General features: G+C 65.5%; 12 protein-coding genes. 3 read left to right on the top strand and 9 right to left on the bottom strand.

Translation table 11 applies throughout. The features are described from left to right. Positions 1 to 2 precede the first annotated feature (2 nt). From G6N68_RS19580 to G6N68_RS19595, 4 genes are all read right to left on the bottom strand, one after another. A complete protein-coding gene (locus G6N68_RS19580; RefSeq protein ID WP_163715838.1) occupies positions 3 to 1,382 on the bottom strand; it encodes a PE domain-containing protein in 1,380 nt (459 codons plus the stop codon). A gap of 116 nt (positions 1,383 to 1,498) precedes the next feature. Further along, complete coding sequence (locus G6N68_RS19585) at positions 1,499 to 2,533, bottom strand: NAD-dependent epimerase/dehydratase family protein (RefSeq protein WP_163715841.1); 1,035 nt, start codon at positions 2,531 to 2,533, stop codon at positions 1,499 to 1,501. Next, positions 2,530 to 3,387 (bottom strand): SDR family oxidoreductase, encoded by an 858-nt coding sequence (locus G6N68_RS19590; RefSeq protein WP_163718817.1) that lies wholly within the window; start codon positions 3,385 to 3,387, stop codon positions 2,530 to 2,532. Before G6N68_RS19590 ends, G6N68_RS19585 begins: the two co-directional genes overlap by 4 nt. Further along, positions 3,380 to 4,438, bottom strand: coding sequence for an LLM class F420-dependent oxidoreductase (locus tag G6N68_RS19595; protein WP_163715843.1), 1,059 nt, complete (start codon positions 4,436 to 4,438; stop codon positions 3,380 to 3,382). Before G6N68_RS19595 ends, G6N68_RS19590 begins: the two co-directional genes overlap by 8 nt. A gap of 139 nt (positions 4,439 to 4,577) precedes the next feature. On the opposite strand from G6N68_RS19595, the gene G6N68_RS19600 reads away from it, so the two are divergent. Then, the gene (locus tag G6N68_RS19600) at positions 4,578 to 4,967 is read left to right on the top strand and encodes a lipocalin-like domain-containing protein (RefSeq protein ID WP_163715847.1); all 390 of its coding nucleotides are present in this window, start codon (positions 4,578 to 4,580) and stop codon (positions 4,965 to 4,967) included. Here the strand turns inward: G6N68_RS19600 and G6N68_RS19605 are convergent. Continuing rightward, the gene (locus tag G6N68_RS19605; RefSeq protein ID WP_163715850.1) at positions 4,964 to 6,169 is read right to left on the bottom strand and encodes a cytochrome P450; all 1,206 of its coding nucleotides are present in this window, start codon (positions 6,167 to 6,169) and stop codon (positions 4,964 to 4,966) included. The two genes, G6N68_RS19600 and G6N68_RS19605, sit on opposite strands and share 4 nt — an antisense overlap. 156 nt (positions 6,170 to 6,325) lie before the next feature. On the opposite strand from G6N68_RS19605, the gene G6N68_RS19610 reads away from it, so the two are divergent. Together G6N68_RS19610 and G6N68_RS19615 are read left to right on the top strand one after the other, a co-directional pair. Next, entirely contained in the window at positions 6,326 to 7,471 is a 1,146-nt protein-coding gene (locus tag G6N68_RS19610; RefSeq protein WP_163715854.1) for a thiolase family protein, read from the top strand. Positions 7,472 to 7,609: 138 nt separating this feature from the next. Then, positions 7,610 to 9,958, top strand: a complete 2,349-nt coding sequence (locus tag G6N68_RS19615) for a serine/threonine-protein kinase (protein ID WP_163715857.1) — start codon at positions 7,610 to 7,612, stop codon at positions 9,956 to 9,958. A 10-nt stretch (positions 9,959 to 9,968) separates the two neighbouring features. On the opposite strand, the gene G6N68_RS19620 is transcribed toward G6N68_RS19615, so the two are convergent. The 4 genes from G6N68_RS19620 to G6N68_RS19635 are packed head-to-tail and all read right to left on the bottom strand — an operon-like array spanning position 9,969 to position 14,705. After that, a complete protein-coding gene (locus G6N68_RS19620) occupies positions 9,969 to 11,171 on the bottom strand; it encodes an acyl-CoA dehydrogenase family protein (protein WP_163715859.1) in 1,203 nt (400 codons plus the stop codon). Beyond that, the gene (locus G6N68_RS19625) at positions 11,171 to 12,214 is read right to left on the bottom strand and encodes an acyl-CoA dehydrogenase family protein (protein WP_163715861.1); all 1,044 of its coding nucleotides are present in this window, start codon (positions 12,212 to 12,214) and stop codon (positions 11,171 to 11,173) included. Before G6N68_RS19625 ends, G6N68_RS19620 begins: the two co-directional genes overlap by 1 nt. Further along, positions 12,214 to 13,074 (bottom strand): amidohydrolase family protein, encoded by an 861-nt coding sequence (locus G6N68_RS19630; protein ID WP_163715863.1) that lies wholly within the window; start codon positions 13,072 to 13,074, stop codon positions 12,214 to 12,216. Before G6N68_RS19630 ends, G6N68_RS19625 begins: the two co-directional genes overlap by 1 nt. Then, positions 13,071 to 14,705, bottom strand: a complete 1,635-nt coding sequence (locus G6N68_RS19635; protein ID WP_163715865.1) for an acyl-CoA synthetase — start codon at positions 14,703 to 14,705, stop codon at positions 13,071 to 13,073. The genes G6N68_RS19630 and G6N68_RS19635 overlap by 4 nt, the downstream gene beginning before the upstream one ends. Between the last annotated feature and the right edge of the window lie 3 nt (positions 14,706 to 14,708).

The raw sequence follows: 14,708 nt of genomic DNA on the forward strand, positions 1-14,708 counted from the left end.
GACTAGCCTCCCAGCACGATTCCGGTAGCCGGCCCCAGGATGATCTGCTGGCCGCCGGGCGGCACGTACGGGGTGCCGGGTCCGCCGGGTCCGTAGATGCCGTATATCGGGGCGGCGGGCGTTCCCCCGTGATAGAGGTCGTTGATCCAGCCAGTGGACAGGGTATAGACGGCCGCGGTGGCGCCCGGCGGCGAGAACCCGGTCACCAATTGGGCGGCGAGGGCGACGAGGGGATGCCCACCGATCATCGAGTCGACATGCGAACCGCCGACGATCTCGACCCCGTAGAACTGTCCCGCATACAAAGTGGCCAGCCGTGCCGCGGTCGTGCCGTTAGCGTTCCACGGCTGAGGCGGCGCGATCACGGAATACACCGGGATACTCGCTGCCTGCAAATTGGCGATCGCATCCCCGAACGCCGTCGCATTGCCGGCCACCCCGTCAAACATCACCACCCCTTTAAGCAGGCTGGCGTCGCCCCCGAGGTTCAGGTAATTGCTGGCTGCCATCGTGGCGAGGTTACCGCCGGCGGAGTGACCGGTCAGGATGAAATCCGAGGGCAGAATGCCGTGGTAACCGGCTTGTTGTGCGCCGATGTTCAGCGCTGTCTGGTTGCCCAGGAACAATGAGCCCACGCCCTGCTGCATCTCCGGACTGCTCATCCAGAGGCCGAGGGGGAAGGGAAGAAACGGAATGGTGGGCGTGACCACCACACTGTTCGTCTGGTGCGCCAACTCGATGGCCAGCGGCTGGTAGAACCAGCCGATCGCCGCGAAGCCGTGGGACAAATAGGTGGTTCCGACGGCGGACACCGCACCGTCTGCCTGCGTCGGGAAGTACCAGAAAGCGGGGGCGGGGTACTCATACCCGTACGGAATGCCGAGGAATGAACCGGCCACCGGAATCTTGATGAACGAGAAACCGAGCTTGACTCCGGTCACCCCGTCGATTCCCGGAGCGGCCACTGTGGAGGGAAAGTTCAGCACCCCGCCCAGGCCGACCGCGTCCGTGGCCCAGTTGAGCACCGCTCCCACCGTTGCGACGTCGGGGCCCACCGTCCCGCCGAACAGCGGTTGCAGCAGCGACTGCAGCGGGGAAAGGCTCGCCGCCTCGGCGGCGGCGTATGCGGCACCCGCCACGCTCAACGCGCGCTCGAATTCAGCGTGGAACACCATCGTCCGCGCGGTCAACGATTGAAACTCTTGCGCATAACCGCCGAGCAAGCTCGCGATAGCCGTCGACACCTCGTCGGCGGCCGCCGCAGCAATCCCCGTCGTCGACGACGCCGCGGCTGCGGCGGCCCCCTTGATCGTTTCGCCCAGCGCGGCCAGCTCCCCCGCCGCCGCGGCCAGTGCCTCGGGCGCGGTAATCACATACGACATGGGCGCTCCCTCCTAGCAGATACTAGGCAGGTCAGACCCGGCTTGGCTGGGCTTTTGCACATTGACTCTGCGCTGACGGCGCGGTCTACCCGGACTTTGCCGCCCTAGGCGCAGAGTCAACGACTGGGTAATCGTGCTCTCGCGACGTAGTTTTCGGCGGCGCGTCGGATGAAGTCTTCGGTGGGCCTCGGATGCCAGCCCAGCTCGCGGGTGGCCTTGGCGTGGCTGGCCGGCGACGTCATCTCCACCAACTTCGCACTTTGCCTGCTCATCGGAAGGGTACGGCCGGTCAACGCGCTGACCGCATCGGCGATGCGACCGGATATGTGCATCGCTGCCATGGGCAGGCCGATGCGCGGTGGTCGGGCACCGCCACCCTGTGCGGCAATGGTGGCCATTTCCCGGTGCGTCATGTACCGCTCGGAAATGATGTAGCGCTGGCCTACCCGTCCACGTTCCGCCGCCAATACCAGCGCCTCGGCGACGTCGTCGATGCCGACGACCTCCGACCCCGCGCCGCGGATGTAGAACGGCAACTTGCCCAGCGCGGCGTATTGAACGATCATCCCCTGCCGGGGCTGCCAATCCGGTGGGCCATAAGGGTTCGACACGTTCGCCACCACGGCGGGCAGTCCGCGCTCGGCAGCGTAGGACAGCACCAGTTGCTCAGCCTGGCGCCGCGATTCGATGTAGCTGCCGCACTGGTCCGCCCAGTTGAAAGGTGTGTCCTCGTCGACGGTTTCGCCGTTCACACCGACGGCGATCGTGCCGATCGTGCTCATGAACACGAAACGCCGCAGGTTGGCGTTCACGGCCACGTCGAGCACATTGCGGAGGCCCTCGACGTTCGTCTTGAACAGCGGAGCGGGATCACGCAATTCCGCCCTGGGGTCCACCACGCAGTAGTAGACGACGTCCCGGTCCGACATTGCCGCGGTGACGCTTTCGGTGTCGAAGATGTCCCCATAAACCCGCTCGACGTCGAATCCGTCAATTCCCAGTGTGGAACTGGACTTTCGCAACATCACCCGGACATCGGCGCCGGCGCGCGCGAGGTGACGAACGACCGACGATCCCACATTGCCGCTCGCACCCATGACCAGCGCGCGCTGGCCGGCGCCAGGCACGCGAGCCTCGTCTGCGCCCGTCATTGACGCTCCGCGACGCCGAGTGCGGCTTGAGCGCGTTCTTCGTAGAACCGCCGTGCCGTGTGGTCGATGTCATCGAGAAACAGCTTGTCCGCACCGATTCTCTTGTTGAACCAACGCCTACCGCGCGCCCCCAGCATCGACACCAGCGGCCCGACGAGACGGGTTGGCTGCGGCAACGCCACGTAGGTGCGCGGCTTGTCCAGAGCGCCGACGACCGCCGCGGCTACCACCTCGGGCCCGACCGGTTTGCCCACTCCGGAGGACTTCGTCCCCGCGATCAGATCGGTCTGGGTGAAGGGCGGCAGCACCACGCTCACTTCGACTCCCCGCGAAGCGAATTCGTCGGCCATCGCCACGCTGAGCCCGACGACGCCGTACTTGGTTGCGGCGTAGACGACCTGTCCCGGAATCGCCATCACACCCGCCATCGAGGCGATGTTGACGATGTGGCCGCTACGCCGATCCACCATCTCGGGCAGTACCAGCTGACAGCCGTTGAGCACGCCATAAAGGTTCACCTCGAGAGCGGAGCGAATCGCCTGCTGCGACTGGTCGGTGAACGAGCCCACGGGCATCACGCCCGCGTTGTTGATCAGCACGTCGATGCGCCCCCTGCCGTCGGCCCGGGCGTTGTCCAGGAAGTCGGCGAACGACCGACGGTCGGAGACGTCGACCAAATGACCGTAAACCGAACCGACGGTGGCCAATTCGGCCACGGCGGCATCCAGCGCGGCCTGGTCGCGGTCTCCGATGACGACGCGCGCACCCCGGGCCAGCAGGGCGGCCGCCGTCGCGAAGCCGATACCTCGGGCCGCACCGGTGACGACGACTGTCCTGCCGATGACCTTATCCATTTGGGCCATGTGGAACCTTTCTACCGCGCAACTCGTCGAGGATGCTCGCCACCGTCGACGCGGGCAAATCTCCTGGAAGGGCTGGCAACACGCGGTCGACCGCGCCGTCGCACCTGGTGCGCAGCGAGTCGGCGATCTGGTCAAGGGGAGCAACAACGGCGAAGGTCGCCAACACCTCGTCATCGATCAACGCGCCCATGGCATCCCACTCCCCTTGCCGGGACAACCGATGCAACTCCGTGTGCAGGTCGGCCCAGCCGTGCAGGTCCAGCACGTTGCGATAGGCGGGTGTCGACGCGTAGAAGGCGATCTGCTTCTTCGTGGCCGCGGCGGCGGCGGCCAACTCCGCGTCCGTGCGGCCGGTCACCACAAACACCGCGCACGTCACCGCGACGTCAGCACGCTCGCGACCGGCGTGCCGTACCCCGTCCAGCAATGCCGGCAGGGTCACCTCGTCCAGGTAGCGCCGAGTGGTGAACGCGTGCGCGATGACCCCGTCGGCTACCTCGCCGCACATCCGCGTCATCGCCGCACCGACGGCTGCCACGAAAACCTTTGGCAGCGGACCGGATAGCGGCTCGGGCGTGAACATCGGCGTCATGAGCTTGTGCGTGTAGAAATCACCCTCGAAGCTCAGCCGGCCTCCGTTCTGCCAGCAGTCCCAAATTGCGCGCAGCGCCAGGACGTATTCGCGCATCCGTGCCACCGGCCGGCTCCAGGGCATGCTGAACCGCTTCTCGACGTGCGCGCGCACCTGTGTGCCCAGCCCAAGGATGAAACGGCCGCCGGAATAGGACTGCAGATCCCACGCGAGGTTGGCGACGGTCATCGGACTGCGCGCGAAAGCCACCGCAATGCTGGTACCCAACTCGATCTTCGACGTGTGCTCGGCGGCCAACAGCATTGGCAGAAACGGATCGTGGTTGATCTCGCCGGTCCAGCAGCCGTCGTAGCCGCGCCGTTCGACTTCGGCGGCGACCGTCGGTACCCGTCGGAGGTCCAGGGGAATGCCCCCGTCGACCTTGATTCCGGCATTGGGCGGGGCAATCATCAGCAGAGCGGCACAGTTGTTCGCCGGTGACGCCGGTCACACCTGCCGCCCATGAACATGGAGGCTACTGTAACCAATTCGGTAGGGTCAACCGGGCCAGGTTGACCTAGGCGAGCGGTAGCAGCGAACGGAGTGAGTGATGAGCGATCTGCGTCAGGCCCTGCTGGGCGGTTGGTGGCTGGAGTCGTTCGTCACCCGGAATGAGGACACCGGTGAACAGCGGAACACGTTCGGCGAGCACCCGAGCGGCCTGATCCTCTACACCGCTGACGGTCACATGTCCGCGCAATTGACGCCGGGCCCGGGCGCCGAATACATCTCCTACGGCGGCCGCTTCGATGTCGACGATGCGGCCGGGACGGTGCGCCACGATGTTTCTATAGCGACAATGCCGGAGTTGTTGCAGCAGCCACTGTTTCGTCACGCTCGGGTCGACGGCGACCGGCTGACACTCTCGGCGAGCACGACCTCCGCGTCGGGCACGCGGCTGCACAGCACGCTGGTCTGGCGCCGCCGGGCCGACGGCTAGGGCAGTACCCGGACCGGCACGTTGCTCCAACCCGCTACGTTCTGCATGTTGACTCGTCTGCAGCCGGCCCAATCGACCTCGTAGCGGGGCATGAAATCGAGCATCCTGTCCAGTGCGATGGAGCTCTCCAGGCGCGCCAGCGCCGCTCCCAAACAACTGTGGATGCCGTAGCCAAGACCGAGATTCTGCGCTTGGGTGCGGTCGCGTTCGATGTCGAACACGTCCGGGTCGGTCCACGCCCGTTCATCCCGGTTGGCCGAACCCCCAACCAAGAACACGGGTTTGCCCGCCGGGATCGTCACACCGTGCAGCGTGACTTCACGGGTCGAGCGCCGCACGTTGTACTGCGCGGGCGCCTCGTAACGTAACAGTTCCTCCACGGCCAGCGGGATCTTGGCGCGGTCGTCCAGCAGCTTCTGCCACTGGTCGGGGTTCCTGGCGAACACCACTGCGGCGTTTCCGAGCAGCTTGGTGACGGTCTCTGCACCCGCGCCGCCCAACAACGTTGCGAACTCGGTAATTTCGATGTTGCTGAGCGGTGTCATCTCGCCGTCGTCGCGCTCGATCTCGGCCTGGATGAGCCTGCTCAACAAGTCGTCACCCAAGTTCTCGCGGCGCCGCTTGGTGAGGCGGTAATAGTAGATGGCCATGTCGACGGCGGACTTCAGGCCGGCCTCGCTCATCTCGACCTCGCCGGCGTCGCGGTGCAGTAGGTCGTCGATCCACAACCGGATCTGCTGGCGGTCCTGCTCCGGCACCCCCTGCAGGGTGGTCATCACATCGACGGGGAAAAGCGCCGAGAAGTCCTGGACGAAGTCGAAGCCGTCCGGATCGACAGCAGCGAGGAACTTGTCGACTGATTCCGTCACCAGCGGACGCAACGCCTGGATGGCGCGCGGGGTGAACACCTTGTTCAACAATCCGCGCATGCGACGATGTGCGGGCGGATCCATGGCGATGATCGACCCGTGCTCGGTGACATGGCCTTTGCGCACCTGAGCGAGATCCACCCCATAGGCCGACGAGTAAGTCTCGTGTTCCTTGAACGCCGCAGCCACATCCTCGTGGCGGGTCAATGCGTAGAAGTCGTACTCCTGGCTGTAATAGACGGGAGCTTCCGTCCGCATGCGCCGGTAAGTCTCGTACGGATTGTTGAAGAACTCGTCGGAGAAGGGGTCGAAAATCACTGTGGCAGTGGTCATGACGCCGCCCCTCTGGTGCTGATGTCGCCGACCGGCACGTCGAACGTCGTCATCTCATAGCCTTTCCCGGCCACACGACACCCATTCGGCACGATCAACGGTAATGGTTACAGTATTATAGACATTTATCTTTGCGGGCATAGCGGGAGGCGCAGTGTGAATGAAGTAGCCGTCATTGGCGTAGGCCTCCACCCCTTCGGGCGATTCGAGGGGAAGACCGCCATGCAAATGGGCGTCGAGGCGATCTTCGCCGCGGTGGCCGACGCCGGCGTGCGATGGTCCGATATTCAGGCGGCCACCGGCGGCAGCTGGACCGTCGCCAACCCGGACGCCATCGTCGCGATGGTGGGGCTGACCGGCATACCCTTCACCAACGTCTTCAATGCCTGCGCCACGGCGGCCAGCGCCGTCAAGGCGTGTGCCGACGGAATTCGACTGGGCGACTACGACATCGGCATCGCCGTCGGCTTGGACAAGCATCCACGGGGTGCTTTCACCGAAGATCCCGCACTGGTCGGGATGCCGCGCTGGTACGCCGAGAACGGCCAGTACCTCACCACTCAGTTCTTCGGCATGAAGGCCAATCGCTACCTGCACGACCACGGCATCTCCCAACGGACGCTGGCCAAGGTGGCGGCGAAGAACTTCCGCAACGGTGCGTTGAATCCGAATGCGTTCCGGCGCAAGCCAATACCCGAAGACGACATCCTCAACTCAGCGATGCTGAACTATCCGCTCACCCAGTACATGTTCTGCGCTCCGGATGAGGGTGCCGCGGCTGCGGTGCTGTGCCGGGCCGACATCGCCCATCGCTACTCCGACAAGCCGGTGTACTTGAAGGCGATCGAACTGCGCACCCGCAAGTACGGCGCGTACGAGGTGAACACCACCTTCGCCCCGGTCGACGAGGACGTCTCCCCCACCGTCTACGCCGCCCGGGCCGCATTCGAAAAGGCCGGTGTCAGCCCGGATGACGTCGACGTGATCCAACTGCAGGACACCGATGCCGGCGCCGAAATAATCCACATGGCCGAGTGCGGCTTCTGCACCGACGGAGACCAGGAGAAGCTGTTGGCCGACGGCGCCACCGAAATCGGGGGTGCGATGCCGATCAACACCGACGGCGGACTGATCGCCAATGGCGAGCCCATCGGCGCGTCGGGTCTGCGCCAGATTCACGAGATCGTCAGGCAATTGCGTGGCCAAGCCGGCGATCGCCAGGTTCCGGGCGAACCCAAGGTGGGCTTCACCCAGCTTTACGGGGCGCCCGGTACGTCGGCCGCAACGATTCTCACCACCTGACAGATCTCAACCGCCGAGCAGACATCAGCGCTCCCAAAAGTTACTGTTTAACCGGGGATTTTGCGTCTGCTCGCGAGGGAATGGGCGGCGCCGGTCTACGATTTTTCTGCCGGGGTACCTGGACGCAGGAGAACAGCGATGAGCGACGGCACGGCACCAACGATCGGCAGCCGCTTTGGGCCCTATGTGCTCAAGCGGATTCTCGGTAGCGGCGGTATGGGCACGGTCTACGAAGCCGAAGACACCGTCATGGACCGGACAGTCGCGCTGAAGCTCATCTCGGGTGACTACGCCCAGAACGAGGACTACCGGCGGCGACTGCAGCGCGAAGCGCGCATCGCGGGACGACTGCAGGATCCACATGTTGTACCGATTCACGCCACCGGCGAGATCGACGGACACCTCTACGTCGATATGCGGCTGATCAATGGCATCGACTTGGACACGATGTTGCAGAACGGGCCGCTGCCGCCGGCGAAGGCGGTGTCCGTCGTGCGGCAGATCGCCTCGGCGCTGGATGCCGCACACGCCGCAGGAGTGCTGCATCGCGACGTCAAGCCCGCGAACATCTTGATCACGGCGGATGACTTCGCCTATCTGGTGGATTTCGGAATCGCCAACGCCGCCACCGAGCAGCGGGTGACGCAGCTGGGTGACGTGCTGGGCACCTGGGCGTACATGGCTCCGGAACGGTTCAGGGGCGACGCGGCCCAGGTCACCCCCAGGGCCGACACCTACGCCCTGGCGTGCGTGCTGTTCGAAGCCATCTCCGGGGCTCCACCGTTCTCCGGCGACACCGCGAGTCTGGTCGGTGCCCACCTGTCCGAGCCGGTGCCTCGGGTCAGTGCGCGATTGGGGCTGCCGCCGGCGTTGGACGACGTGATCGCCCGCGGCATGGCAAAACGACCGGAAGATCGATACGCGACCAGCGGTGACTTCGCCCGGGCGGCGGAGGAGGCGCTGGCCTCCCTGGGCGGCAGAACGGATACGTTCACCGTCCCGGCCGCGACGGTTCCCAGCGCGACTCCGACCGCCGCGGCGCCGGGCCCACCGGGTTCACCCGGACAGCAGACGCCCCCGCCGTTCCAGGCGGGCCGGCCGGCTCAGCCGGGCCGGCCTTCCCAGCCACCGATTGCACCCGGCCCGCAGTGGGTCCCGCCTCCAGGTCAGTACGGCCACCCGTCCGGGCCGCTGTCCGGTCCCGCGCCCATCCCCGTCTCCGGTCCTTGGGCGCAGCACCCGCCGCCCCCGGCCCCGAAGCGAACTCGCTGGATCCTCGTTGCCGCAGCGATTTTCCTGGTCATGGCCGTGGCGGCCGGATTCGGCATCTGGGCATTGACCGGTGGCGACGAATCCACCACTAAGACCGCCGTCGACCTCAGCAGACTCGACGTCGGCAGCTACAACACCAAGCCACGGCCCCTGCCGGGCCCCACCACAACCGAGCAGGGCAAGTTTCTCGAGGCCTATCGCCTAGCCGAAGGCGTGGTTAATCCATACGACGTCGACCCCGTGCTGGATCACGTCTACGGCAGCGCAACCCCCGACCCGGCGGCAGCGGCCACCACCATCTCCGGCACCGGCACTCCGCTGACTCAACCTGTGCTCGAGAAATACGGCATGATCACCGCGTACATCGTCCAGGGCGTCTCGAAGCGGATCCAGGATTTTGCCCGAGAGAAGTTCGGCGACGTCCTGTTGGTCATGGTGACGAGCTTCCCCAATGACGACGCCGCCGCCAAGGCCGCCGCCGAGATGGATGCCGTCGACTTCGCCGTCAACAGCGAAAACCGGCCCGCCCAAATCCCCGGCCATGCAAAGGCCAAGGCACACTATCGGCCTGGTTCCCCGTCGATCGGTGCGACCATGCCTTCGGGACGGCTGGTTGTCTCTGTGATCGTTCGCAGCGACGAAAACGACAATGTGGCGTTCTTGACCCAGCGGGTGAAGCGGACCTTGGACCTGCAGACACCGTTGATGGACAAGGTCATCCCGTCTGTGGCCATCGGAGTCACTTCGCTGCCGCTAGACCCCGATCGAATGCTCAGTCGGCTATTCGTCCCGGCCGAGCAACCACAGGTATCGAGCACCTTCGGCAGCATGGGTCCCCACGCGGCCAACTTCTGCGCCGACAGCCCAGTCCGCAAAGACGGGCTGTTCGAGCAGGCCGACGTCGACCGCTGCGCATTCAGCACCGAGGGCCAACTGCTGCGGGCTCGTGACGAGGCATCCGCAAAAGCATTGCTGCCCAAAATCATTGACGCGGTCCGCGCCGAATACATCGACCATGACGTGGCTTCGCCCAAGGCACTGAGCGACGCCCGCTGCGTCGAGCAGAAGGCGGAAATCGTGGCCGACAACGCCAATGGGCGCTTCGTATGTTTCGTATCGTTCGGCCGCTACATCGGCTCGGTGTGGAGTAACGAAGAGAAGGACGCCCAGCAGCGGGCCGCTGCTCAGTACGCGATCTTGGTCAACAGCGCCTAAGCGGCTGCCGCTAACGGGAGATCTTCTTGACCGGCGGCGAGTAGTTCGGCTTGCCCAGCCCGAGCACATGCTGGGCGATCATGTTGCGGAACACTTCGAGGGTGCCGCCGTAGATGCCCGCGAGCGGAGCAAACCGGTAGAGGTACTCCGACGCGCCATTGTCGGCGGCGCCCTCGGTCTCGATGGGCAACACCGATGCGGGGCCGGCAAGGTCCATCAGCTCGGGACCGATGTCGCGCATGGTCTGCGCCTGGGCGACCCTGCCGAAGATGCTCGGTGTGGACAGCGCCGCCTCCAGGCGCGCGGCGCTGCGGCCCAGCCGGTATGCGACGGACCCGTCGTCGATCCGACGCTCCCCGTCCGGGCCCGGTCGGCCCACCAAAGCCGCCACGGCGTCGACTGCGGCGGACATGAAACCCGCCTGGTGCTGCATGATTGCGACGTCTTGCAACCCGTCCGGAGCTGCGGAGACGGCACCGTGCTCGGCGTCCAACGGGCCGCGCAACACCCTCCAGCCGCCGTTGACCTCCCCGAGTAGATATTTGTCGTCGACCCGCACGTCGCTGTAGTACACGATGTTGGTCCGGTCGCCGTCGACGGTGCGAATGCCTTGGATCTCGATGCCGGGCAGATCGAGCGGGACCAGAAACATGGTCAGGCTCTTGTGTTTTGGCGCATCCGGGTCGGTGTTGGTGATGAGGAACACGTACTGGCAGTTGTGCGCGCCGGTGGTGAACATCTTCGAGCCATTGATGATCCAGCTCGACCCATCCGCCTCCCGCACCGCCCTCGTCTTGCAGGTGGCGATGTCGGACCCGCCCTCGGGTTCGGTGTATCCCAAGCACATTCGGACATGTCCGCTGAAAACCTTGGGCAGCACCTCTTCGACGAGTTCGGGCTTGCCGAACTCGGCCACCGCCCGAGCCACCATGGCCGTCGTGCCCCAGGTCACCCACGGCGTATGCACACGACGCTTTTCCAACTCCCAGATCCGGCGGCGGACCCGGCTGAATCCCCCCTCGGAAGAGGGCTTCCACTCCTTTTCCAGGAACCCCTTCGCGCCGATCGCCAGGTGCACGCCCTCGTCGAAATTGTCGCCGGTCTCCCGGTCCCGCCGACGAACCTCGTCGGTGACGTGTTCGGCGAGGAAGGCGCGCACCTCGGCGAGAAACGCCTGGTCGTCGTCGTCGAGTTCAACCCGCGAGAAATCCATCAGGCCGCACCACTTTCCCGCTCGGCGACGATCCGACCTACCTGTTTGGCCGTCAGCCCGGGATCGCCGCCGGCCAGCACCCAGCCGCGGGCGCGCACCAGAAACGCCGTCGCGGCGGCTTCGACGGACACTCCCAGTCCGCCCTGGATGTGTACCGCCATGGTGGCCGCCTTGGCCGCCTCCTCGGCCATGAACACGAACGCGCAACCAGGCAACTCGGGCCGTTCGTCGGGTTCGTTGTCCAGGAACCACGCGGCGCGCCGGGCCAGGTTGCGACCGCCCTGCACGACGATCGCCATGTTGGCCAACGGATGTGATATCGCCTGCAACGTCGAGATCGGAACACCAAGCGTGTAGCGCGTTTTGGCGAACTCTGCCGCGATGGTCATCGTCTGCTCGACCAGGCCGGCCAGCGCAGCCGCGGTCAGCAGCCGCCATTCGTCGAGTGCGCGCCGGTAGGCCGCCGCCGCTTCGGGGCCCGAGCCAAGGACGGTCCGCGAATCGGCAGCCCCGGGGTCCACCCACGCCAGCGGCAGTTGCCCCAGATTGGGCACCCGGGCGGGCCGAGTGGCGAAGGTCAACAGGACGACGTCGTCGCCGTCACGCACGACGAGGCCGTCGGCGATGGACGCGGACGGGATGAGCCGTGATCCGCTCACCGGTTCGGGTGCGGGATCGAGTCCCAGAATCCGGGTGCCTTCGACCACGTCTGGTTCGATGCCGCCGAGTGCTTCGGCCAGTCGCGCGGCACAGATGTGGTCGATCCATGGCACCGGCGCCAGCGCACGACCGAGTTCTTCAGCGACGAGCGTGAGATCCACCAGGGTGGCTCCGTCTCCGCCCGCGCCTTCGCTGATCGCCATCGAGGAGGCACCCATTGCGCACAACCGCTCCCACAGGCTCTTGTCGAAGCCGGTTTCCTGTGCGGCCCAGACCGTCTCGATAGGACAGTGAGTCTCCAGCAGTTGTCGGTACGCGGCCTGCAAAGCCTTGTGATCCTCGGTGAGGCTGTAGTCCTGTCGGCGCAGCTCGTAGCGATCCATCAGTCACCGTTCCCTGGTTGGAAGAAGAAGTCGTTGGCGTTGTTGTAGAGGTAGTTGTCGAGGACGTCGGGGGGCAGGTCGAGGGCGTTGGCCTCCGGGACCACCCGGTGCTGGCGCAGCACCGGCCAGTCCGAGGCGAAGATTACTTTGGTAGCGCCCCGGGTGCGCATGTAGTGGATGAGGCTGTCCGGCAACCGCTTCGGCGACCACGCCGACGTCATCAGGCGTAGGTTGCGGTATTTGATCAGCATCCGAATCGCGATGTCCCACCACGGATCTGCACCGTGAATCATGCACAGCTTTAGCTCCGGGAAGCGCACGCACACCCGGTCCAGGTGAATCGGGTTCTGGACCTCGCCCGGTATCGGCGGGCCGGGAATGCCGGTGTTGACGCAGAGCGGGAGCTCAAGCTCCGCGCACTTGGCGTACAGCGGGTAGTACACCGCGTCACTGGGCGGGTACATGCCGTCGGCCCAGAAGCTAGGGCCCACAACGGCATACGCCACCGGCAGATCGGCCACCGCGGCGGTGAGCTCGCGTAATGGCCCTACCGGGCGGAGCAGGTTGATGCCGCCGAGGGCCAAGGCGAATCGGTCCGGGCGAGCATCGGCGAACTTGCGGGCGGTCACCGACGGCTTGGCCAGATTGTCCATCAGGATGGCCTTTTCGACACCGTGCTCATCCATCTCGTCGAGCAACTCGGACAGGTCGACCGGGTCGAACATCGACTTGGGTCCCTTGAAGTAGTCGTCGCGGACCCTTGTCATGAATTCCGGTTGCTTTTCCGTTTCCCCGAAGTGCACATTGACCAGGCAGTCGATGACTTTCCGAGGAGCCGGCGTGCGGGCGGGCTGAGTCATGGCTGAGTCCTTGCGGTTTGTGCGGCCTCTAGTTTGGCCCATCGGTAGTCGGCCTTGCCGTTGCCCAGGCGACGGACCTTGTCGACCACGATAAAGGCCTTGGGCACCTTGAACCTTGCCAATTCGGCCGCGCAGTGCGCGCGCAAGGCGTCGGTATCCACTTGAAGGGCCGCCACGGCCGGGTCATGCAGTTCGATAAGCGCGACGATTTCCTGCCCCCAACGTTCGCTGTCCCGGCCTACCACCAGGGCGTCGGCGACGATGGGATGGGCGCGAAGCACCTCTTCGACCTCTTCGACGAACACCTTTTCGCCGCCGGTGTTGACCACCAGCGAATCCCGGCCCAGCAGGCGCAGGGTGCCATCGGCTTCCAGCGACGCCCGGTCCCCGGAGATGACGACGCGCAGACCGTCCACCACCGGGAACGTCTTGGCCGTCGCGGCCTCGTCGTCGAAGTAGCCCAACGGTATTCGGCCGGTGCGGGCAACCCAACCGACGTGCGGTTCGCCCGGGTCGAGGAATCGGCTGTAGTCGTCGGATAACACCAAGCCGCCGGCCCGGAACGTGAAGGTGTCGGTCTGGACATCCCGCCGGCTGTGGCCGAATCCCATGTTGCCCGTTTCCGAGGAGCCATAGCCGTTGATCACCGTGATGTGCGGCAGGTGGTCGAGCAACGCCCGCTGATGTTTGACGTTGGTGGCCGCGCCACCGGTGCCGATCGCGAACAGACTGGACAGGTCGTAGCGGCGCCGGCCGAGTTCTTCGACCAGCGGTCCGGCGTATGCGTCGCCCACCATCGTCATCAGGCCGACCTTTTCGCGCTCGGCGATTTCCAGCACCGCTGCGGGATCGAACTTCCGGGCGGTGTCGTAGAGGACGGCGGTCTGGCCGGCAAGGATGGCGGAGAAGGCGGTCCACATGCCGGCGGCGTGCATCAACGGCGACACCGCGTACCAGGGCGGGCCGACCTTCTGCACTCGTTGATGGATCTCGTCGACCGCGGCGTGGTCGGCGCCGTTCATCGACGCGACGTACATGTCGGCCTGTCGCCACAGCACGCCCTTGGGCCGGCCGGTCGTGCCGCCGGTGCAGATCATGATCAGGTCGTCGGGCGACGGAGTGATGTCGCAATCAGAATCCCCTTGTGCCAGCGCATCTTCGAGCGTGACGGCACGGGGCAGTTCGGGATAGTCGCTGCCGTCGTCAACCGAGATCAGCAAGTCGGCGCCCACCGACGGGAGTACGTCGGCGAACTTTGCCCCCAGCGAGCGGTGGTAGATGACCCCGCGTGGCCTGACGTAGGCCAGCAGGTCGGCGACTTCGCGCGGCGTGTAGTAGTGGTTGATGTTGACCGGTACCACGCGGGCCTTCAGACACGCGATCACCATGTCGGGGTACAGGTCGTTGTGCATGATGAGCGCCACGCGATCCTGACCGCACTCCCAGTTGCTCAGCGCGTCACGTTCGGCGTGGACGCCAAAACCGTTGCCGGCCAGAAAGTTAGCCAGCCGACGAGTCCGGTCGGCACAGTCGGCGAAGGTGTTGCGGCGAGTTCCGCACACCGTCATCACCCGGCCGGGCACGGCCTCGGCGGCCGCGTCCAGCACCGCGCCGATCGTCCATTCACTCATCGC

It is taken from the genome of Mycobacterium bourgelatii (assembly GCF_010723575.1).
Lineage (GTDB): Bacteria > Actinomycetota > Actinomycetes > Mycobacteriales > Mycobacteriaceae > Mycobacterium > Mycobacterium bourgelatii.

What these genes read in the sequence shown, in the direction of transcription:
- G6N68_RS19630 (WP_163715863.1), bottom strand. Translation starts at nt 13,074, where the DNA reads ATGACTCAGCCCGCCCGCACGCCGGCTCCTCGGAAAGTCATCGACTGC.
- G6N68_RS19590 (WP_163718817.1), bottom strand. Translation starts at nt 3,387, where the DNA reads ATGGATAAGGTCATCGGCAGGACAGTCGTCGTCACCGGTGCGGCCCGA.
- G6N68_RS19620 (WP_163715859.1), bottom strand. Translation starts at nt 11,171, where the DNA reads ATGGATTTCTCGCGGGTTGAACTCGACGACGACGACCAGGCGTTTCTC.
- G6N68_RS19605 (WP_163715850.1), bottom strand. Translation starts at nt 6,169, where the DNA reads ATGACCACTGCCACAGTGATTTTCGACCCCTTCTCCGACGAGTTCTTC.
- G6N68_RS19580 (WP_163715838.1), bottom strand. Translation starts at nt 1,382, where the DNA reads ATGTCGTATGTGATTACCGCGCCCGAGGCACTGGCCGCGGCGGCGGGG.
- G6N68_RS19595 (WP_163715843.1), bottom strand. Translation starts at nt 4,438, where the DNA reads ATGATTGCCCCGCCCAATGCCGGAATCAAGGTCGACGGGGGCATTCCC.
- G6N68_RS19625 (WP_163715861.1), bottom strand. Translation starts at nt 12,214, where the DNA reads ATGGATCGCTACGAGCTGCGCCGACAGGACTACAGCCTCACCGAGGAT.
- G6N68_RS19585 (WP_163715841.1), bottom strand. Translation starts at nt 2,533, where the DNA reads ATGACGGGCGCAGACGAGGCTCGCGTGCCTGGCGCCGGCCAGCGCGCG.
- G6N68_RS19615 (WP_163715857.1), top strand. Translation starts at nt 7,610, where the DNA reads ATGAGCGACGGCACGGCACCAACGATCGGCAGCCGCTTTGGGCCCTAT.
- G6N68_RS19635 (WP_163715865.1), bottom strand. Translation starts at nt 14,705, where the DNA reads ATGAGTGAATGGACGATCGGCGCGGTGCTGGACGCGGCCGCCGAGGCC.
- G6N68_RS19600 (WP_163715847.1), top strand. Translation starts at nt 4,578, where the DNA reads ATGAGCGATCTGCGTCAGGCCCTGCTGGGCGGTTGGTGGCTGGAGTCG.